This window comes from Halocatena marina (assembly GCF_023276375.1).
Lineage (GTDB): Archaea > Halobacteriota > Halobacteria > Halobacteriales > Haloarculaceae > Halocatena > Halocatena marina.
Window position 1 is genome coordinate 2745726 of record NZ_JALLPK010000001.1, and the last position, 20551, is coordinate 2766276.

Genomic DNA, 20551 nt, shown 5'->3' on the forward strand with positions numbered 1-20551 from the left:
AGACACATAGACATACGTTCCTCGAATGCTGGAAAAACGGAAGGTACAGGGCCCCAGCCCCAAATATGATAGAGAGGATATGTCCTCTGATCAAGAAAGCACTAAATCCCAGAATCGAATCGGCTTCGGCATCGCAATGGGCGTTGGAATCGGGGCTGCACTCGGTGTTGCGACAGAAAATATAGGATTGTGGATCGGCGTCGGTGTCGCACTTGGAATCGCTCTCGGTGCCGGCTGGGATCAAGCAAAAGGATAAGTGATACCGTCTCTCGCAAAACCGCGGCTCGCTGCTGTCCCCTGTTTTATTCAATCGATAACGATGCGAATCCAGAGAGAACGGGCTGTGTCCCCGCTCAGAGGAATGCCGTCACGACGTTACATGTAGCCGAGATCGCGCAGGCGCGCCATCAGGTCCTCTTTGTCCTGTGCGCGGCCAGCACGCTCGGTCGTCTCTTCGAGATTCTGCAACCATGCGGGTTCGGAATCTGCCTTGTTCGTGCTCACTTCGCTACCAAGCGAGCGGAATCCTTCGAAGTATTTCGGGCTGACAGGGATGTCCGCGTGGGTAAGGTTGTTCGGGAGATCGTCGTAGTCCTGCGGAACGTGTCCTGCCGGGTAGTCAGGCACCGTATCAGGCACGACGAAGTTCCAGAAGGCGTCCCAGACAGCGCGCTCTTCGAACTGGAGAATGGGTTGAATGCGGTCGTGTGGCGGGTAGATGTCAGGATCGTGACGCGGACTGAAGAACGTCTCGTCTGCGCGTGCTTCCTGTTCGTCCCAGCGGATTCCGGAGATGATGCCGTCGATGTTGTGAGCCTCAAGCGTGTTGTTGAGCGCGACAGTCTTGAGCAGGTGGTTGCCGACGTAGGTGTCGAGCAAGAACGGGAACGTATCCTCCTCGTATTCGAGAATATTGTTCACGTGGTGCTGGTTCTGCTCGTTCAGGTCAGAAACAGCAATCTCTTCGCCCGGTTCATCAGCGAGCGCACCAACATCGTCGTTGCGCGCGTAGATGACTTCGAGATCCCACTCGTCGGCCCAGTGTTCGACGAATTTCATGAGTTCGTCGAAATGTTGGAAGTGGTCGATGAACACGGCCGGTGGAAGATCGAGGTCGTACTCCTCGGCGACCTGCGCGACGAAGTACAGCGCAAGCGTTGAATCTTTTCCACCGGTCCACATCACTGCGGGCGTCTCGTACTCCTCAAGACCGATCCGCGTGACTTCGATGGCCTTCTCAATTTTGTCCTCAAGCGCCGGATAGTCCTCTGGCTGCTCGTTTTCGCCAGCGGTGTAATCGACGTCAAGGTAGTCGGGGAAGTCTGACATCCTGTAATTATATATTATTACCCTCCTTCAAGTGGTTTTCGGCCGAATGTAAATTCGAAAATTGGTATCAATGCCCACAATGGGGGTGAAATCGGGGACGGGAGGATTATTCGGTTCTATCTCCTCCAAATCTTGAAAGACCCGATTAGCTGATAAACTCGTTACTACGCCAATCGACGCCGTTCGTTGCGGTGTTGTCGTGGGGATCTTCTCGGACTTCGATGGTAGCTGCTCGGTCTTCACCATCGACGATTCGAGTCGCTTCAAGCTGGCCGTTAACGGCAGTAATAGCGGTGAGCGTCCCTTTCTCTGCGTCCCGTGCGAGATCACAGAGCACCTCAAACATCGGATACTGGAGCGCTGTATTCTGAAGCACAGTTTCGCGGTCTCCCTTGAAGCAAGCGTATTCGACGAGTTCTGATGGTCGCTCTTCTTCTTCTTCTTGTCCGAAGGCTCCCCACTGCGGGCCGCTGGGAGAGGCCGACGCTCCGAACGGTCCTTCTTCGTCCTCTTCTTCCTCGTCTAGATACACTCGATTCTCGCTAACACTGGCTTTCAGTTGTGCCGTGGGGGTGTACTTGCTGATGTTGTCTTCGGCTGCAACAGCACTGAGGATGAGGGTATTGTTTCGTCGAGTAATTTCGATATCCGCAATCTCGACGGGCAAATCGACCGAGTCGAAGTGTGAGTGTACGTCTTCGAGTGGCAATTCGAGTGTCGAGTGTAGCGTGTATACGTGGCTGGTCATAACTGTGACAGATGCTCTTGGGGTCACTGGCATCCCCGCGACCGGAACTGGTCGATCTATTCTATGGATTCTTCACTTATACTGTTTTCGAGCCGCATATCCGGGCTGCACGCAACGATATAGTGAAATGAGACTCGGATGAGACAGATCAAAACTGCTCGAAGAGCAAGCAATTGGGCAGTAATTCACTCTGTGAGTAACTTATTCATCCATTGAGCGTCTCGTTCAGTTCCCCACGTTCGTCGAGTTCAGCCAGAATGTCACTGCCCCCAATGAATTCTCCATCGACGTACACTTGCGGGATCGTCTCCCAGCCGCTGTGTTGTTCCAGCGCACCACGATGAGATTCGAGTGCTTCGAGCGTATCGACGGTTGCAATGTCGTCGCGGTACTGATTGATAAGCCCAAGCGCTCGTCGGGAGTACCCACATTGGGGCATCAGCGATGTGCCCTTCATGAATAGGACCACTTCGTTCTCCTCGATAGCCGAGTCAACTCGATCGCGGACTTCCTCTTCACTCAGGTCGGGTTCTGGATCGAACGCCATAGGTCCGGTAGCTTCCCTCGGTGGAAACATGTTTCGGCAACGCGCATCGCTCGGCCGCCGGAGATATCAGACCGTATCCAGCAGGTTATGATGTCGTAGCACATTCGATCAGGTATGAGTCTTCCTGAGTACGAAGTGGCAGTTGTTGGCGGTGGTCCCGCCGGTTTGACCGCCGCGCTGTACACGACGCGCCTTGGTCACGACACCGTTGTGATCAACCGTGGTGGAGGCCGCGCCGCAATGATGCTCGATACGCACAACGTCATTGGCGTCACGGAGGACGTTTCGGGCAATGAGTTCCTCCAGACCGCCATCGATCAGATCGAAGGCTACGGAGCTGACTACCACCGTGACCTCGTCGAAACGATCGATCGGACCGACGATGGCCGGTTTCAGCTCACTGCAGGCAACCGCGTGATTGTCGCCGAGCGTGTCGTACTCGCAACCGGATTCTCGGATGCCCGACCTGACCCACCGCTTCCCCGAACGGGGCGTGGGCTGCACTACTGTCTCCACTGTGATGCGTACATGTTCGTCGACGAATCCGTCTACGTGATGGGGCACAACGAGAGCGCGGCCCACGTCGCCATGATTATGCTCAACTTCACTGACGAGGTCGACCTTCTCACGCGCGGTGAAGATCCCACGTGGAGCGAAGAAACGAACCGACAACTCCGTTCCCACCCGGTCGATATCATCGAATCGGACATTACGGGCAGTGAAACGGGCACTGATGGATGGCTCGAAGCGTTCACGTTCGAGGACGAAACCCGCCGAGAGTACAAAGGCGGGTTCCCCATGTACGGCTCGGAGTACAACAACGAGCTGGCGGAGTCACTCGGCTGTGAGTTGAACGACGATGGAACGGTCGTCGTCGATGAGGATGGACAGACGACCGTCGAGGGCGTGTACGCGCTCGGTGATCTCACCGCAGGTCACAACCAGATCCCGGTGGCGATGGGTGAAGGCGCACAGACCGGTCTCGCGCTCCACTACGAACTCCGCACGTATCCGAAATCGATCGACGAAATTGAAGCAGAAGGAGGAATTGGATCGGAAGACGTGCCCGCCATCTCCGATCGACTCCGCGAGCAGGCGCGCGAACATCGAGGGATGGAATCGACTGCGGCCGACGACTAATTCGCTGGTATTTCTGACCGAATTGGCGCACCGGTTCACGAGCGGTTGCTTGAACCGAACCCGCGTGAACGCTAGCGGGATCAATCGCTGTTCGACGCGATCGAAAACATATCACTATGTTCACTAAAACCGAGTTCAGCAAACGTTCAAAGCGTACCCCTGCGTGCTCTGTACTGACGCATGAGTCACGAACTTCCGCCGCTGCCCTACGCATACGACGCACTCGAACCGCACATCTCCGAACAAGTCCTGACGTGGCACCACGACACCCACCATCAGGGCTACGTAAACGGCTGGAACAGTGCCGAAGAAACGCTGTCTGACAACCGCGCTGCTGCTGATTTTGACGGGTCTGCAGGTGCCCTCCGATCGGTGACCCACAACGGCTGTGGGCACATCCTCCATGACCTCTTCTGGCAAAACATGTCGCCAGAGGGGGGCGACGAACCAACCGGAGAGCTCGCAGCACGCATCGAGTCGGACTTTGGCTCCTACGAAGCGTGGAAAGGAGAGTTCGAAACTGCCGCAGGTGCCGCAAGCGGCTGGGCGCTCCTCGTCTACGACAGCTTCTCGAATCAGCTACGCAATGTTGTGGTCGACAAGCACGATCAGGGTGCGTTGTGGGGATCACACCCAATTCTCGCACTCGATGTCTGGGAGCACTCCTACTACTACGATTATGGTCCCGCACGCGGTGACTTCGTCGACGCGTTCTTTGCGGTCGTCGACTGGGACGAATCCACAGAGCGATACGAGCAAGCCGTCGAACTGTTCGAATAATACATCGACACAAGCACGATTTTTTCGATATCGGCCTGTTCAAAGCGTGTGATCGGAGCGCTCTGTTCCAAGCAATATGATTGTCGGACGAAAGTCTCATAGTTGGTTGACTATTCAGGATCTGCATGGGAGAGACTCGGTGGAAACGACCGTGGCTTGCGATGTTGCTCGGAACACTCCTCACAGGATTCGGCCATCTTTACCTCCGGCGGTGGTGGCGGGCGTTAGGGTGGCTCCTCGCCACGTACGCAACCATGGTTCTATTCGTTCCGTCAGCGGCCACGGATGCGCTGATATCTCAGATAACGAACACAGATGCGCTGCTGTCTCAGATAACGAATTTCGAACCGGTTTCAGTCCCCATCGTAGATGTTCTTCCTCTCCTCCTCGTCGGTATCGCTAGTGTTTTTGACGCGTACGTCCTCGCTCGGATGAATAACCAACGAGTGCTCGAACAGCAGATGGGAATACAGCGATGTTCCAACTGTCACCGTCCAATTGACCCAGACGTTTCATTCTGTCAGTGGTGTGCGAATCCACGCGATGAGCCATCTGAAAACGAAATAAGTTGAAGAGAGATTTTGGAAAGTGAGGCGCTGAAAGCCACGGCCACTCACGAATCAGTCGATTCGGTCTCAGTCCCGTTGTGCGTTTCCTTGAGCGTCTTCTTGTCGGTCTTTCCGATATCAGTGAGCGGCATCGTTTCGACGAATTCGACTTCCTCGGGGAGTGCTTGTCGGGGAACGTTCCCTTCGAGATGCTCGCGGATATCCGCAGGAGTGAGCTGATCTGCGTCTGGAGCCGGCTCGATGTAGATCTTCACGCGCTCGCTCCCGGGACGATCTGGATCGGGGATTCCGATCGTCGCAGGTCGCTTGATCGCTGGATGATCGTACAACAACTCATCGACCTCTTCGGAGTACACCTTCAGCCCGGAGACGTTGATCATGTTCTTCACGCGATCAACAACGTAGAATCGACCGCTTGGATCGATCTTCACCACATCGCCTGTTCCAATGAACCCCTCATCGTCGAACGGATCCTTCCCATCGAGATATCCAAGCATCCGTTGGGGTCCGTTGAGATACATCTCGCCTTCTCGTTCCTCCTCGATCGCTTCCTCGATCGGAATTACCTCGCCCGAATCCACATCAACCAGCTTGACCTCCGTGTCGGGAACCGGAACGCCAATCGTCGGGTGATCGAACGCGTCTTCGGCGCTCGGCTGTCCGGTCATCATGTCGAGCAATCCACGAGCGTTGAAATGCGTTATCGGGGACATTTCCGAAAGACCGTACCCCTGCGAGATGCCCTTCGATTTCTCCCCGAAGTCCGATTTGGTTGTGTTCGCCAATGGAGCAGATCCGGAGATGCCGATGATGTCCTGTTCGAGTTCCTCGTCGATGAGTTCCATGAACTGCGTGGGCACACCGAGCATGATGAGCGCACCAAACTCGTTGATCATCTCGACCATCATCTCCGTATTCCGTGCATCAGGGACCAACAGCACGTCCATCCCGAGTTCGATCAGTGTGTTCATCACGGAATATCCATACGAATGGTACATCGGAAGGGCCATGATGGCCGTTTCCTGTCCGCGCATGAGCTGAGCCATCTGTGACTGACTGGCGACACCTTGGAGCGCGTTCGCGTAGATATTCCGATGGCTGAGTCGACAGCCCTTCGGCAGCCCGGTCGTTCCACCCGTGAACAACAGCGTGTGAACGTCGTCAACGTCGAAGGTGAGATCTGGTGGATCCGGCGCTGTCGTTTCGATCACGTCTCGGAGCCACTCCACGCCGTCGATTTCCTCGTGCTCTGCTGGCGGATCGGACGAGTAGTCGTCGATAGTGGTGAGAATGACGTGCTCGATGTCGAGTTCATCGCGCAGTCGGAGAATGAGGTCACGGTGTTTGTCCTGTCCGATGAGCACCGACGGCTGGCCCTGTTCGAGGCGGTAGATGAGATCCTCTTCAGCATCGAGAAAATCGTTCGGGATGTGGACCCCACCAGCACGAGAGATCGCGTACGTTGTGATGATGAACTGTGCTGACGTCGGGAGGACGCTTGCAACGCGGTCGCCCGTCCCAACACCGCGCTCGTTGAGTGCCGTTGCGAGGCGCTCAACGTGGTCGAGAACAGTCGGATACGGATATTTCTCGGAGAGTTGGACCAATCCCTGCTCAGGATACTCCTCAGCAGCCGTATACAACAGATCGTGAACCGGCTGATCTGGATACGGCTCGAGTGAGTGCGGAATGCCGAACTCTTCGTACTCCGTGTGCCACGGATACTCGAGTGCGTCAATCTCTGACATCTACCGGTAGCATGCTACGCGCAACGGTTAAAATCACCTACGTGTATACGAGGGGGTACTTAACGATCAGTCGTCGGCGCTTGCAGCGTCGCTCGTGGTTTCGTTCTCGATACTCGGTGGGTATTTCCCGCGATCGAGTTTGAGATCGGACAGCGGACGAGCCATGCACGTCAATGCGTACGATTCGGCTTCCTCCTCAGTGAGACCGCGCGCCGCAACAACAGTCTGTTCAACCTCGCCTTCGATGATCTCTGCAGAGCAGGCCAGACACATCCCGACGCGGCAGGAGTACTCCTGCGCGATTCCCTCCTCAATACACCGGCTCAGAATGGTCTGCTTATCGGAGACGGTGACCGTCTCGTCCGTCCCAACGAACTCTACCGTATACTCTGTCATACTGGCCAGTTTCGTGAGGGATGACTAAACTCTTGTTGGAGTGACTGGCAAACGTTCCACCTTATCCACGAACAAATCCTCACTATCCGTTCGTACTGGATAGGAAACCGATAATGGTTTTCCCGTTGGGTAACCTCTGAGTGATATGACCACCTACGATGTCGTCGTCGTCGGTTCAGGGACTGGGGGCTGCTATGCCGCTGCAACGGTCGCCCGGGCGGGCTACGACGTGGTCATTCTCGAACGTAAGACCGCCGAGGAGGCGGGTCACATCGCTTGCGGTGATGCGATTAAGGGAGCAGCGAACTTTCCGGAGGCTATTCCCAAATCGCAGATTGAACCCGCATTTTCGAACACCGACGTCGATCACGGTCGGTTCGAACTCCCATCTGAGGAGTGTGTTCTCGACATTCCGGTCCCCGGCGAGCTCGCTGTTCTGGACCGCTGGGAATACGGTCGTCTGATCATAGACGGCGCGGAGAAACAGGGTGTCGACTTTCACTACGATACGGTTGTCAAAGACGTCCTCCAAGAAGAGGGCGAACGCGTAAGAGGGGTCAAAGCGATCAGAGATGGATCGGCAGTCGACTATGAGGCCGAAGTTGTCATTGACGCCGCAGGAGCGCTCTCACTGTTGCAGGATAAAGCCGACTTCTCCGAGTCGACGTTCGACACCAACGTCAATTACTCGCAGTTCTGTTCTGCCTACCGCGAGATCATCGAAGTCGACGAGCCAGTCGAGTGGAAAGACGCGCTCGTGTTCAAACCGACCGAGCGCGCTGCTGGGTATGTGTGGTACTTCCCGCGGACACCCACCGAAATCAACGTTGGACTCGGCTTCCAGATGAATGAATCGCCGATGAAACTCGTCGAAGTTCTCAAAGACGACCTTCGGGAGCGAACTGAGTTCGCTGGCGCGCGGGTGAAAGACAAGCTCGGGGCAGCACTACCGACCCGGCGGCCGTACGATTCGGCAGTCGCACCCGGCTTCCTTGCTGTTGGTGACGCTGCCGGTCACGTCAATCCCACCACGGGTGGCGGGATTGCTGGAGCGGCCTACGCGGGGATGTATGCTGGTGAACAAGCCGTCGAAGCGATCGGAACGGGTGATATTGGCGAAGGGGCGCTCTGGGGCTACAACGAACGGGTGATGGATCACTTCGGTGCTCGATACGCTGCACTCGATGTGTACAACATCTTTGTAACTGCGTACGATCTCGACGATCTCACAGCGCTCCTCGCCGCGATGCCCACACAAAATTTCTCCGAAGCGCTCTATTCCGGCAGCACGAGCTTCGGACCGCGACTCGCGCTGCGAACGCTGTGGAAAAGTCTCGGACACTGGGGCACGCTATTTGATCTCTACTCGACGAAACGACTTGCCGACCGCCTGCTCTCTCATTACGAGAACTATCCTGATTCAATCTCGGAGTTCAACGGCTGGCGCATCCGGCGCGACCGCCTCATGGACGAGATATACGAAACAACTGGCGCAGACGCGAAATACTAGTTGTTGCGCACAGCAGGGGGACGCTGTACATTGTTTCGGCGATACAGATCGTCGTTTTACTACTATTTTACTGTACGGCTGTGAGTGGAGTCGCTATCGCTTAGAGAGCGAAGACAATCAACAACAAAGCGGTCTGTCACTGCACAATACAAATATGATTATTCGTGACGTTCGTTCTAACACGGAGATTCTGTGTTGGCCGACCGAAACGGAGACAGGAGGCACCCATGACAGTCAAAGATATTGCACGCCCACGTGAGGAACTCGTATCGGCATCTCCAGACACCTCCCTGCCCGAGCTCGCCCAGTTGATGGATGAGCGGAAAGTTGGTTGTGTCGTGATCGAAACCGACGGAGATCCCACCGGAATCATCACGGATCGTGATTTTGCGATCATGGTCGTCGGTGAAGGCAAAGACCCGACAGAACTGACCGCTGCGGACGTCATGCACCGCGATCCACATACGGCCGACGCCGACGATGGTGTATTCGAGCTTTGTGCGACAATGCGCGAACACGGCGTCCGTCGTATGCCCGTCGTTGAGGATGGGAAGCTCACAGGCATCATTACGCTCGACGATCTGGTTGTCCTACTCGAACAGGAAATGCACGACCTCTCTGAGGTCATCCGAGCCGAATCACCAGCCTACCAAACATCGTAAATTACTCCATCTCATCTCATCTCATCTTATCTCATCTTATCTTATCCCATTCCAACCGACTCCTTCGGCGTGTACTCAGTCCTTGAGGTGGGATTTCGATGTGAACACCGGACAATCAGTCACCAACCGATTGACCGGTGGCCAACGGCTCGTGTTTTCATCCCAACAATTCCGATTCAATACTCATAGCAGAGCGTCAGTCAGTGGAATAAAAAAGAGCTAGATTGAACGAGGAATACAAAAGAAAAGCCAAATTGAACGAGGAATTTGTATTATCAGGCGGTGACGAGGGCACCAGAGCTGGAGTTGTTAGCGCTCGCGTTCGGTCCCCCAGTCGAATTCGAATTTGAGGATGAGGAGTTACCTGATCCGCCCTGTTTCTGTTGTTGTAGCCATTTCTGGTAGTCTGCTTGGCTTTTGACTTCGATCGTTCCGAGCATACTGGAGTGACCGACGCCGCAGTATTCCGCACAGTAGAGCTGGTAGGTTCCCGGTTCGTAGGCCTCTGTTTTCATGGTGTTGTACTGCTCTGGGAAGGCGTCCTGTTTCAATCCGAGCTCGGGGGCGTGGAACGAGTGGAGCCAGTCCACAGAGATGACGTGAAGATACACAGGCTGATTCGCGGGGATAACGAGTGTTCCAGTGTTCGAGACGTCGCCATCAGCTTGGATGTAATTGAACGTCCACGAATACTTTTGTGCGACGACTTCGACCTGCACAGCGTCTTCCTCTGTTGGGGCCTGTGCGCCCTTAGCGTCTTCTGAGAGTCCTTGGATTGATTGGCTGGGAGGGTCTGAGACAGTGACACCGCCAACGAAGCTGCTCCCGAGGACTTGATAGGCAGCAAGACCGACGAACAGGAGGACAATTGCCGTTGCGATGGTCCACGTGATTTCGAGACGTCGGTTCTCTTGTGTCGGCTTTGCTTCACCACTATCTTTGAACCGGTAGACAGTGTAGATGAGAATGCCCTCGACGAGCACCGTGATTGGTACCGCTGCGTACAACAATTTTTCGTTGAGGTTGGTGATCAGTTTCGAATTAATCGATGGCTGGGCGGCTGCTGGATCGACAAATAAGGTAGCCAGCGCGAGACCGACACCGATTCCCAGCACCATCCGCGTCCGCGTGGCGTTCATACGCTCGGCTAAGAAAGCGCGTGGTAAATACCTGCTGAACTGCGGTGATCAATGGACAAAGCGGGGGTAATAAGTACGAACGCTACTGAAGAAATGCTAGTGTCCACGGAATCTCATCGTCCACGTTTCACGACGCTGCTCGTGGCTGCTCTCATCGGCGTCTATCTGCTCGTCGTCGTCGGTGCGACTGCTGCACTCTCAGAAGCCGTCAGGGCGTGCTCGACGTGGCCCCTCTGTTCGGGACCGATCGGCGATCTGCAGATCACAATCGCCGTCGGCCACCGCGTTGCAGCACTCCTTGTGGCTGTTCTTGTCCTCGGAGCGGCTGTCGTCGGCTGGACTGAGGCCTCTCGACGTGTCAGACGGACGCTTGTTCTCGCGGTCGTGCTATACCCTGTTCAGGTTGGCATCGGTGCTCTCGTTGCGACACGGAATGCACCGAGCAACATCGCCGGTTTCCACCTCCTCACCGGTGCGGCAATCTTCGTTGCACTCGCACTCGCACTCGCGTGGCAACTCGAGGACGAAACGGGCGACCTCGAAAACAGAGCAGATGAAGAGAAACCGATCACACCAACACCAGAAACAGCAACAACGACGGGGTCAGCGTCGCCATCCGCTTCGGAACCGGATGTATCTCCGACTGACTTCAGTCGAGAATCTGAATCTGATCTGCTTTCACGCGTACGAGCGACGACAGGCGCTTATTTCAGATTGATGAAACCACGGTTGATGTGGCTGCTCTGTCTCGTTGCCTCGGCAGGAATGGCGCTTGCTGCTGGACCGTCGTTGTCCGTCGAAACGATCGTGTATACGCTCGGTGGCGGTGTGCTCTCCATCGGTGCGAGCGGGACGTTCAACCACGTTCTCGAACGAGACACCGATCAACGGATGGCCAGAACTGCCGACCGGCCGCTCGCAACACACGAGGTACCGGTCAGGAACGCACTCGCATTCGGTGTGCTCCTCACCCTCACGTCGATCGCAGTCTTCTTGCAAGTGAACGTTCTCGCTGCTGCACTCGGATTCATTGCGATCGTCTTTTACAGTGTGATCTACACGCTCGTGTTGAAACCGAACACAGTCCAGAACACAGTTATCGGAGGGGCTGCAGGCGCACTCCCGGCACTCATCGGGTGGGCGGCCGTCACCGGACGTATCGGTGTTCCGGGGCTTGCACTCGCAGGAATCATCTTCCTCTGGACGCCGGCGCACTTTTACAACCTCGCACTCGCGTATCAGGAAGACTACGAGCGCGGTGGCTTCCCGATGCTACCGGTCGTCTACGGTGAGACGGTGACCAGAAAGCACATCATCTACTACCTCATCGCAACGTTGCTCGCAGCGAGTGCGCTATCGGCGCTCACGACACTCGGTTGGTTGTACGCCGCGACGACGGTCGTCCTCGGAGCGGTGTTCCTTTTGGCAGTCGTTCGACTCCACCGTGAGCAGACAAAACGAGCAGCACTCCGGGCGTTCCACGCATCGAACGCCTATCTCGGATTGGTTCTTATTGCTGTTGTCGTCGATATGATTGCACTCTGACACAGAGAGAGGCAACACAGGCATGAATACGAGTATAAACACCGTGTTCCGTGGGTTGGGGATCCGTCAGGAGACGATCATCGGTGGCGCCGCACTCGTGAACATCGAATTTCTGTTTGTCGCCATCTATCTTCTCGTTGCGCCGGTCACACCGACTGGAATCGCGGTGTACATCTACCCGTTTGTTTGGATCAATGTTGCGCTGTGGGCGCTGTGGCGGGTCGAATCGCCGCCTGCTCGCCTGAAACGGCGCTCCATTGCTGGGCTGATCGCAGTCGGATACATCCTCGTTCTTGGCTATCTCGGTGGGTTATACGGGTTCGGATCATCGGAGATAGCAACTGGACTCCGATTGGAGTTCGTGAGCCTTCCTCCGGGATGGGGACCAGCCCTCCTGTACAGTGGAGAATCAGTCAGGTTCGCACTGCTCCCATTCAAGGTCATCGGGTACGCAACGCTTGCGTATCTCGTCTACGTGACCATCCTCGACACCGCCACGAGTGCAGCGGCAGGGCTGCTCGGGCTCTTCTCCTGTGTCTCGTGTGTTCTTCCAATCATTGCGGCCGTTGTCAGCGGATTCATCGGTGCCGGTGGCGCGCTGGTCGCGGTCGCCTCGGGACAGTCGTACGCTCTTTCGACGGTCGTGTTCGTCATCACTGTCCTGTTGCTCGTGTGGCGACCGACGGCGGGGAGCTTTTCACGGCTGCGTGCCAAGCTCGGATCATGACAACAGTCAATATTGAGTACTGTGTTCCCTGTGGATTTCTCGAACGAGCAGAGGATATCCAACATCAGCTTCTATCGAGCTTCGGACAGCAACTCGACAGCGTTGCGCTCGTCACCGGCGACCACGGCGTGCTCACAGTGACAGTAAATGGTGAAACGATCTACGACAAACAAGAAGACGAATACGATGTCGACGAGATCGTTCGTTCCGTGCGTAACCACCTCTAACGTCACTTTTGCTGTGCGATTGATTTGTTGGCCATTACTCGGTGGTTCGGTCGGTTGAATCGAGTCTTGTGCTTCCAAATCCGAAGCCTTACGCAGGGACACACCGCAGTTCTGGTATGGTCCTGAAGGCCGAGAACGTCCGGCGGGAGTACGATGACACCGTCGCGCTGGACGGCGTCTCGCTGTCCGTCGAAGCGGGGACGGTGTTCGCGCTTATCGGTCCGAACGGCGCTGGAAAAACCACGCTTATCCGTTCGCTCACCGGCACGACCGACTACGAAGGCGACATCGAACTGTTCGGTACAGCTCCGGAGAAAACGGATGCACAGCGGATTGGCTTACTCCCCCAGTCGTTCTCCCCTCCGGCACGTCTCACTGCCCGCGAACTCCTCTCGTACTACGGTGGTCTGTACGATCACGCTCGGTCGGTCGATGCAGTACTGGAAGACGTCGGAATGGCAACGTCTGCCGACACGTGGTACGAGAATCTCTCAGGAGGGCAACAACGCCGGGTCTGCGTTGGAATCGCGCTCATTAACGATCCAGCGCTGCTCGTGCTCGATGAGCCAACAACAGGGATTGATCCTGCTGGTCGACGTGATCTCTGGCAGCTCCTCGAAGCCCTCACTACGGACGGAACAACCGTCTTCCTCACGACACACTACATGGAAGAAGCAGAGTATCTCGCAGACCGTGTTGGACTGCTCGCAGATGGTTCCCTCGTTGCAACGGGAGCACCCACAGACCTCATCAGCGAATACGGTGGAGAGAGCCGTCTGGAAGTCGACGTAACGGAGGACGTCGAACCAACCGAGGCAGCCCGCGCGGTCGAGTCGCTCGGAACAGTTGAGACGGCCGGGCGAATGGTCAGCATTCACGGAATCGCGCCTCGGGAGATCGGTGACGTACTCGATGCGCTCGACCTCGCAGGCATCGAATACGACGCGCTGTCGTGGCAACAACCAAATCTGGATTCAGTGTATCTCACACTGACAGGCACCGATGTGACCGGAAGCGAACAGAGCGAACCGGAAACGAGAGAGGCAGAGACCAAAGTTGAAACGGAAACAGAAACGGAAACTGAGGCCGAGGCCGAGGCTGAGACGGAGACGGAGGTTGCTCGACATCAATGACGACGATCGGCACAGGACGCATTCGTTCGGAAACTGAATCGGCGTTACGGTCGTTCCTTCGTCGACGGACGGCTGTCTTCTTCACGTTTTTCTTTCCGGTTATCATTATCCTCATTTTCGGTGCGCTTGTACAGACACAGCCAACTGGTGGTGGGCTGTTCGCCAGACAGCCTGCCTACTACGTGCCCGGGTATCTCGCGGTCGTTGTCTTGTTCACGCCGCTCTCTCGCGTTGGGAGCACCGTCGCGCGCCACCGCGAGGGGAATCGCTTTGAAAAACTAGCGACGACGCCCCTCTCACGCGCCGAGTGGCTGCTCGCACAGACGCTTGTCAATGTCGTTATTATCGGTGTTGCAAGTCTCATTATTCTCGCACTGGTGGTGCTGGTCACAGGGGCGAAAATCACGTTTTCGCCGCTGCTCGTCCCGTTCATTGGTCTCGCTGTCGCGTTGTTCTGTGGTCTCGGTGCGCTTCTCGGACGCATTGCCGATTCACAAGACGGCGTTATCGCCGCGAGTAACGCGATTGCTCTCCCGCTGCTGTTTCTCTCCGAAACGTTCGTCTCGCCGTCGTTGCTCCCGTCGTGGTTCCAACCCGCGCTTGCGTTCTCACCACTGACGTATTTCGCACGTGGTGTGCGGGCAGCGACGACAGGTGGTGGCGACGCGCTCTTCAATCTCCTCGTTCTCGCTGTGCTAACCGTTCTGTTCTTCGCTGCGGGTGCGGCCTCGATTCCACGGACGGATTAAACCGCGCTGGAACGCGCTCACCGGACGGGAACGTTCGGTCCTCGGCGGGGTGTCGGACGCGGGCGTTCTGCGAGTGTGACGTGCTCGGTCAGTGAGGCGCCGTCACGAATGATATCGACGGAGACCGTGTCGTTGGGTTGTGTTTCGAGTAAGAGATGGCGCATTAGCTCCTCGTGGGAATCGATTCGCCGGCTATCGATGTGCGTGATGACGTCACCGCCGACGGGAACCTGATGGCCATTCATCTGGCGCTGTCCACGACATCCGATCAATGCACCGCTCGCGGGACCAAGACTCACATCGACCACGAGCACCCCGCGCGATTCATCGAGACCGTTGGCCGCTGCGATCGTGGGAGAAATATCGATCGTCTGGATCTTCAGATACGAATGCCGGTACGAGCTGTGCTCGATGAGTGTCGGGACGACTCGGGCGGTGATCTCTGCAGAGATAGCAAAACCGATGTTATCTCCACCACGCGCGCGATTGACGCCCACGACTTTACCATCGGTCGTGACCAGTGGCCCGCCACTGTTCCCGGGATTGATCGGTGCGTCCGTCTGCACCGTATCTGGGATGGTGAAACCCTCTTGTGTCGGCATCGATCGGTTTGCTCCGCTGACGACGCCAGTTGTGAGTGATCCGTCGAGTCCCATCGGATTCCCGAGCGCAGCGACACGTTTTCCGGGAGCAGGATTCTCGCTCGCAAGGGAAAGCACCCGTGCGTACTCGGGCCGGTTCGCAACGCGAACAACAGCGAGGTCGGTGTATGCATCCGTGCCAACGATCTGACCGACACGCCAGTCGCCGTTACTGAACCGAATATCTACTTCATTGTCTGTCCTGACGACGTGCTCGTTCGTGACAATGTAGCCCGCTTCGGGAGACGCCGCTCCAGTATCGTAGACGAACCCTGAGCCCGCCCCACCCAGACGATCCGATGTCACATAGACTGAAACGACAGATGGGATCGTCGATTGATACAGCTCCTCGTAGATGTATTCTTCATTCATTGCGTGTTGCCCGGATCGGATCACACACTGTGTGAGCCCATCGGACTTACTCGAAGTTAGGGGATTGACGGATATAGGGTGTGCGGTGTTTTAGCAAGGTAACTATTGGCATGTTTGTTAGACACCGATGACACCATTAGTGTCTATCGGTGCGGTCGTCAGATTTCGCTGAGTACCAGAGCTGTCGCGCGGGAACCGCGAGGAACATCAGAAGGGCTTCTTCGCGTGGAACCCACCCGTACACGTGGTTCAGCAAGAGGTACGTGACGATTCCGAGGGCGAGGCTGATAGACCACGAAGCGACGGCGATCCGACCGACGCGAGCGTGGGCGGTTTCGGCGAGTTCGGTTGGCGTGTGCGTAAGCCCGAGGACGACTGCGTAGAGAACGACAGGCACCGCGAGAACAGAGAGTCCGATGTGAATTGCAAGCATGAGAAGATAGATTGGCTTGATGATAGATGCGAGGAACTGGCCATTCTCAACGACGAAGCTCTTCTCGAATCCACCGCCGACTTTCCACAAATACAGCACGAGGAAGACACAGATGAGCGCGAACGCAGTCAACATTGCCACGCGGTGCTTTTGCACTTCCCCGCGACGGATGAAGCGCCAGCCGATGAGAATGGCAAACAGCGCCAGCGAGTTCACGATCGCAATGAGATCGGAAAAGAGGATGACAGTCTGTTCAGAAAGTGGCGGGAACAACGGAATAACACCAGCGAATGCACCCAGAACGAGCGCATATCCCACGAGAGAGAGCACCCCAGTGATTGCTTTGGGATGCTCTTTCACGAGGCGACGCTGTGTCGTGGTAGCCATACTATCAGTTGCAGGAGCAAGGTTTTGGCCGCTTCGCTTTGCGTCGATCGTCACCAACGCTCGTGCGATCATCCAGGACGAAATCAGTGGGGATATGTGCGGTCTGGCAGTACTTGCCGCTATGCTCCCACCCGTAGCCAGACAATTTGTCGCTGGTGAAACCGAGGCGGAGGCGCTCGAACACGCTCGTCAACTGCGCGAACAGGGGGTGTACAGCATACTCAACGTACTCGGTGAACATTATGACGAACCGGATCCCGCTGCCGAGGACGCTGCTGCCTACCGCCAGCTTGTCCGTGACATCGGCGGGACCGACCTCGGAGCGTGTATTTCTGTCAAACCGTCACAGATCGGACTCGGACTCGACGGATCAACGTTCAGGGACAATCTTGGGACAATCGTGGAGACAGCGCGCGAGAACGACGTCTTCGTCTGGATTGATATGGAAGATAGGACAACAACGGACACGACTCTTGATGCGTTCGAGCAGCTCAATACGAGCTATCCGAAGATGGGTGTCTGTATTCAGGCGAATCTAAAGCGCACTGGCGAGGATCTTGAACGGCTTGCTTCACTTCCGGGGACAATCAGACTCGTGAAAGGTGCCTACGATGAACCCAGCGAGGTCGCACACACCGAACGATCAGCGGTCAACAACGCCTACGAGGACCATCTCGAATATCTGTTCACCGAGTCGGAAGGGGCGGTCGCCGTCGGGAGCCACGATCCACAGATGATCGACCGGGCGATTGCGTTTCACGAGCTGTACGGCACTGACTTCGAGATACAGATGCTCATGGGTGTCCGCGAGGACGCACAGATCGAACTCGCCCAAGAGTACGATGTCTATCAGTACATTCCCTACGGCAACAAGTGGCTCTCGTACTTCTCACGACGCGTGATCGAGCGCAGAGAAAATCTCGCATTCGCGATCCGAGCAGTTCTCGGACAGTAAAGAACGCTCGACGGCCAAACGAAGAGCGCAATCGAAGATTGGATCTCACGTTTTGCGAACCACAACGTACACCGTCTTCTCGTTCAAACGCTTGGTATGAAACTAGGTGTCGTTGGTCTCGGACGGATGGGACGAATCGTCGTCGATCGAGTCGTAGAAGGCGGCCACGACGTGGTGGCGTTCGACGTAGACGAAACAGCGGTTGCGGACGCGAGCGATGCTGGTGCGACTCCGGCTGACTCACTATCAGAGCTCGTCGAGCAGTTAGGAGCACAAAAGCGCATCTGGCTCATGGTTCCCGCTGGCGATGCGGTAGACGCTGCGCTCACTGAACTCGAACCGCATCTCGATAGCGAGGACATCGTCATCGACGGTGGAAACTCCCATTTTGAAGCGTCGCTTCGGCGCGAGCGGGAAACAGACGCTGCGTATCTCGACTGTGGAACAAGTGGTGGTCCGGCAGGAGCAGAGCATGGCTTCTCACTCATGATTGGCGGCCCAGAATGGGCGTATGAGACCTGTTCGCCAGTGTTCGATGCAGTCGCTACCGGACCCGATGGACACGGGCGAATGGGACCGGCTGGCTCCGGACACTATGTGAAAATGGTCCACAACGGCGTCGAATACGCGCTGATGCAAGCTTACGGGGAAGGGTTTGATCTGCTCGCAAACGGTCGCTACGATCTCGACCTCGAACAGGTGGCACGAACGTGGAACAACGGTGCTGTCATCCGCTCGTGGCTCCTCGAACTTTGTGAGGAGGCGTTCCGTGAAGAAGGCTCCAATCTGGGCACCGTCGCAGACTACGTCGCAGGGGGATCGACGGGAACGTGGACAGTCGAAGAGGCGCTCACACAGGAGGTTCCCGTACCGCTCATTTATGCAGCGCTGGCAGAACGATTCGGGAGTCGATCGGATCGGTTCTCACGACGGCTGGCGAACCGATTGCGGTACGGATTCGGTCGCCACGAAGTTGCACGGACCGAATAGCGCGAACAGAAACCAGACGTCTCGGAACGGTCGTGCTCGTCTATTTCTTTCCGACATTCTGCTAGCGCCGACCGCATCCGATCACCAATCCCATATAAAATCCACGTGTAGTACCCCAAGCAGACGAGGAGGATCTGGGGAGTCACAGCGCCGGCAGAGTAACAGTCTCGCCGAGTGAGCGATGCACCCAGCACATCCGAACGTGAAAAAGGTGGGTGGGCCGAATCACAACGCTGTTAAACGCTTGCTTCTAAGCGATTTGCATGGTAGATGCACTGGGTCTCGGGCTGGGGATCATGCTCACGCTCACCGTGGTCATACTGCATTTTTCGAAAGGGACAGCGTGGCAGCCCGCAGAGGACATCGTTGACGATGTGCTCGAACACCGCGCTGCCACGGTACCCGAAACGGACTTTCCCGAACCGATGAGTCGCTCCATCGGTGGCGGTGGAGGTGGCGTCGGGGCGGTTGTCAGCGGCGAAGCCGAAGCCGAAGGTGAACTCGAAGAAGGCGAAGAGACCGTAGATGAGGACGACCCATCCTCGATTCCCGACGACGAAGCCGACGTGTACGAAGTGGAGTTCGTCAAGGAAGGAGAGACGATCGAGGTCAAAGAAAACGAGACGCTCCTCGATGCTGGTGAGGACGAAGGATGGGACCTACCCTACGCGTGCCGTGAAGGACAATGTATCTCCTGTGGCGGACTCATCACCGACGGACACGCAGAAGAATACGTCGAACATCACACGAATCAAATGCTCGGTGAAGAAGAACTCAGCGACGGGTACACACTCACCTGCGTCGCCTACCCGGTCGCTGACCTTACCCTCGAAACCGGCGAATCACCCTAATCAAGTCAAAGCTAAGCTAAGCTAACCTGACCTGACCTGACCTGATCTAATTTTAATCTAATCGTTATTACTCTCTCAGTTCGAGTAGAACAACGAGAGACTCAAAACCGTTATATCCGCTGATGAAAAATGATATGTTGTGACGTGAGCCTGTAGCTCAGTGGACAGAGTCCTTGGTTCCGGACCAAGATGTCGCGGGTTCAAATCCCGTCGGGCTCGTTTCCTCACTTTTTACTCCGATCCGGCACGGCTCTCATCGCTGTTTGTCGAGCTATCGTGAGCGGTGTATGGATCAATCGGTTCGAGCCGAGTTGTTTCTCGAACTACGGGCAGCAAGTATTAGCTCATTCAACGACGGTGTCTGGTTCCCCACGTTTGGTCAAGGTTTGCCCGAAGCCGCGTGCGGCAGAGGGGAAAGCTTGGCGGGCTCGTTCCCCTACCCTTTTATTCGACTCAGCCGACTATTCGTAGGATGACCGGTCTCTACTACGAAGAGTTCGAGGTGGGAGAGACGATCGAACACGGAAAACGTCGCACGATTAGCGAAAGTGACAATCAGCGTTTCTGCGACATGACAATGAACCAGCAGCCGCTGCATCTCGATCAGGAATTTGCAGCTAAAACACAGTTTGACCGCCGGTTGGTCAACGGCCTGTACACCATGTCGCTCGCAGTGGGATTGACCATTCCAGATACCACCGACGGCACCATCGTCGCCAACCTCTCGTACGACAACGTCGAGCATCCGAACCCGGTGTTCCACGGGGACACTATTCGAGTACAGTCCACGGTCACTGACAAGCGCGAAACCTCTGATGGGGAACGTGGCATCGTCACGATGCACGTCGAAGTCTTCACAATCGATGGCGAAGACGAAACCCTCGTCTGTGAATTCGATCGGACGACGCTCTCGTTGAAAAAACAATAATAGTAGTTCGATATACACATCTAATAAAATATATTAATCAGCATC

The 20551-nt window shown here is 56.1% G+C and carries 23 protein-coding genes and 1 tRNA gene; 16 read left to right on the forward strand and 8 right to left on the reverse strand.

Going from position 1 to position 20551, the window contains the following annotated elements; all coding sequences use genetic code 11:
* Positions 1-79 precede the first annotated feature (79 nt).
* Positions 80-256, forward strand: coding sequence for a glycine zipper domain-containing protein (locus MW898_RS12735; protein ID WP_248907887.1), 177 nt, complete (start codon positions 80-82; stop codon positions 254-256).
* Between the two features lie 119 nt (positions 257-375).
* On the opposite strand, the gene MW898_RS12740 is transcribed toward MW898_RS12735, so the two are convergent.
* The 3 genes from MW898_RS12740 to MW898_RS12750 all read right to left on the reverse strand — a co-directional run bounded on the left by MW898_RS12740 (position 376) and on the right by MW898_RS12750 (position 2624).
* Positions 376-1329 carry a phosphoadenosine phosphosulfate reductase family protein gene (locus MW898_RS12740; protein ID WP_248907889.1) on the reverse strand — a complete coding sequence of 318 codons (954 nt, stop codon included), beginning with the start codon at positions 1327-1329 and terminating at the stop codon, positions 376-378.
* A gap of 145 nt (positions 1330-1474) precedes the next feature.
* Positions 1475-2077 (reverse strand): DUF7110 family protein, encoded by a 603-nt coding sequence (locus tag MW898_RS12745; protein ID WP_248907891.1) that lies wholly within the window; start codon positions 2075-2077, stop codon positions 1475-1477.
* Positions 2078-2282: 205 nt separating this feature from the next.
* Positions 2283-2624: a glutaredoxin family protein gene (locus MW898_RS12750; RefSeq protein ID WP_248907893.1), complete on the reverse strand. Its 342-nt coding sequence runs from the start codon at positions 2622-2624 to the stop codon at positions 2283-2285.
* A gap of 114 nt (positions 2625-2738) precedes the next feature.
* Here MW898_RS12750 and MW898_RS12755 point away from each other — a divergent pair, with 114 nt between their 5' ends.
* The 3 genes from MW898_RS12755 to MW898_RS12765 all read left to right on the forward strand — a co-directional run bounded on the left by MW898_RS12755 (position 2739) and on the right by MW898_RS12765 (position 5116).
* Positions 2739-3764 carry an NAD(P)/FAD-dependent oxidoreductase gene (locus MW898_RS12755; RefSeq protein WP_248907895.1) on the forward strand — a complete coding sequence of 342 codons (1026 nt, stop codon included), beginning with the start codon at positions 2739-2741 and terminating at the stop codon, positions 3762-3764.
* Positions 3765-3944: 180 nt separating this feature from the next.
* Positions 3945-4544, forward strand: coding sequence for a superoxide dismutase [Mn] (sod, locus tag MW898_RS12760; RefSeq protein ID WP_248907904.1), 600 nt, complete (start codon positions 3945-3947; stop codon positions 4542-4544).
* Between the two features lie 125 nt (positions 4545-4669).
* Entirely contained in the window at positions 4670-5116 is a 447-nt protein-coding gene (locus MW898_RS12765; RefSeq protein ID WP_248907907.1) for a DUF7575 domain-containing protein, read from the forward strand.
* Between the two features lie 41 nt (positions 5117-5157).
* Here the strand turns inward: MW898_RS12765 and MW898_RS12770 are convergent, their stop codons facing one another.
* Both MW898_RS12770 and MW898_RS12775 read right to left on the reverse strand, forming a co-directional pair.
* Positions 5158-6861, reverse strand: coding sequence for an AMP-binding protein (locus MW898_RS12770; protein ID WP_248907908.1), 1704 nt, complete (start codon positions 6859-6861; stop codon positions 5158-5160).
* A 66-nt stretch (positions 6862-6927) separates the two neighbouring features.
* On the reverse strand, positions 6928-7257 hold the full coding sequence (locus tag MW898_RS12775; protein ID WP_248907910.1) for a 2Fe-2S iron-sulfur cluster-binding protein: 330 nt from the start codon (positions 7255-7257) through the stop codon (positions 6928-6930).
* A gap of 145 nt (positions 7258-7402) precedes the next feature.
* Between MW898_RS12775 and MW898_RS12780 the strand changes: the two genes are divergently transcribed.
* Both MW898_RS12780 and MW898_RS12785 read left to right on the forward strand, forming a co-directional pair.
* Positions 7403-8767, forward strand: coding sequence for a geranylgeranyl reductase family protein (locus tag MW898_RS12780; protein ID WP_248907912.1), 1365 nt, complete (start codon positions 7403-7405; stop codon positions 8765-8767).
* Positions 8768-8994: 227 nt separating this feature from the next.
* Complete coding sequence (locus MW898_RS12785) at positions 8995-9429, forward strand: CBS domain-containing protein (RefSeq protein WP_248907914.1); 435 nt, start codon at positions 8995-8997, stop codon at positions 9427-9429.
* A 275-nt stretch (positions 9430-9704) separates the two neighbouring features.
* Here MW898_RS12785 and coxB read toward each other — a convergent pair whose 3' ends face one another.
* Positions 9705-10568, reverse strand: coding sequence for a cytochrome c oxidase subunit II (gene coxB, locus MW898_RS12790; protein ID WP_248907916.1), 864 nt, complete (start codon positions 10566-10568; stop codon positions 9705-9707).
* Between the two features lie 93 nt (positions 10569-10661).
* Between coxB and MW898_RS12795 the strand changes: the two genes are divergently transcribed.
* From MW898_RS12795 to MW898_RS12815, 5 genes are all read left to right on the forward strand, one after another.
* Positions 10662-12113 carry a heme o synthase gene (locus MW898_RS12795; RefSeq protein WP_248909768.1) on the forward strand — a complete coding sequence of 484 codons (1452 nt, stop codon included), beginning with the start codon at positions 10662-10664 and terminating at the stop codon, positions 12111-12113.
* Between the two features lie 22 nt (positions 12114-12135).
* On the forward strand, positions 12136-12840 hold the full coding sequence (locus MW898_RS12800; protein WP_248907918.1) for a DUF7546 family protein: 705 nt from the start codon (positions 12136-12138) through the stop codon (positions 12838-12840).
* A complete protein-coding gene (locus MW898_RS12805; RefSeq protein ID WP_248907919.1) occupies positions 12837-13067 on the forward strand; it encodes an Rdx family protein in 231 nt (76 codons plus the stop codon). The genes MW898_RS12800 and MW898_RS12805 overlap by 4 nt, the downstream gene beginning before the upstream one ends.
* Positions 13068-13183: 116 nt before the next feature.
* Positions 13184-14200, forward strand: coding sequence for an ABC transporter ATP-binding protein (locus tag MW898_RS12810; protein ID WP_248907920.1), 1017 nt, complete (start codon positions 13184-13186; stop codon positions 14198-14200).
* Positions 14197-14949 carry an ABC transporter permease gene (locus MW898_RS12815; protein ID WP_248907921.1) on the forward strand — a complete coding sequence of 251 codons (753 nt, stop codon included), beginning with the start codon at positions 14197-14199 and terminating at the stop codon, positions 14947-14949. Before MW898_RS12810 ends, MW898_RS12815 begins: the two co-directional genes overlap by 4 nt.
* Before the next feature lie 17 nt (positions 14950-14966).
* Here MW898_RS12815 and MW898_RS12820 read toward each other — a convergent pair whose 3' ends face one another.
* Both MW898_RS12820 and MW898_RS12825 read right to left on the reverse strand, forming a co-directional pair.
* The gene (locus tag MW898_RS12820; protein WP_248907923.1) at positions 14967-15962 is read right to left on the reverse strand and encodes a S1C family serine protease; all 996 of its coding nucleotides are present in this window, start codon (positions 15960-15962) and stop codon (positions 14967-14969) included.
* A 136-nt stretch (positions 15963-16098) separates the two neighbouring features.
* Positions 16099-16782, reverse strand: coding sequence for a DUF420 domain-containing protein (locus tag MW898_RS12825; protein WP_248907925.1), 684 nt, complete (start codon positions 16780-16782; stop codon positions 16099-16101).
* A 121-nt stretch (positions 16783-16903) separates the two neighbouring features.
* Between MW898_RS12825 and MW898_RS12830 the strand changes: the two genes are divergently transcribed.
* The 5 genes from MW898_RS12830 (at position 16904) to MW898_RS12850 (ending at position 20506) form a co-directional block, all read left to right on the forward strand.
* Positions 16904-17737: a proline dehydrogenase family protein gene (locus tag MW898_RS12830; RefSeq protein ID WP_248909769.1), complete on the forward strand. Its 834-nt coding sequence runs from the start codon at positions 16904-16906 to the stop codon at positions 17735-17737.
* 96 nt (positions 17738-17833) lie between these two features.
* Positions 17834-18727 carry a phosphogluconate dehydrogenase (NAD(+)-dependent, decarboxylating) gene (gene gnd / locus MW898_RS12835; RefSeq protein ID WP_248907933.1) on the forward strand — a complete coding sequence of 298 codons (894 nt, stop codon included), beginning with the start codon at positions 17834-17836 and terminating at the stop codon, positions 18725-18727.
* 263 nt (positions 18728-18990) lie between these two features.
* Complete coding sequence (locus MW898_RS12840; protein WP_248907934.1) at positions 18991-19578, forward strand: 2Fe-2S iron-sulfur cluster-binding protein; 588 nt, start codon at positions 18991-18993, stop codon at positions 19576-19578.
* A 146-nt stretch (positions 19579-19724) separates the two neighbouring features.
* Positions 19725-19797: transfer RNA gene (locus MW898_RS12845), tRNA-Arg, on the forward strand.
* A gap of 253 nt (positions 19798-20050) precedes the next feature.
* Positions 20051-20506: a MaoC family dehydratase gene (locus MW898_RS12850; RefSeq protein WP_248907936.1), complete on the forward strand. Its 456-nt coding sequence runs from the start codon at positions 20051-20053 to the stop codon at positions 20504-20506.
* Positions 20507-20551: the final 45 nt, after the last annotated feature.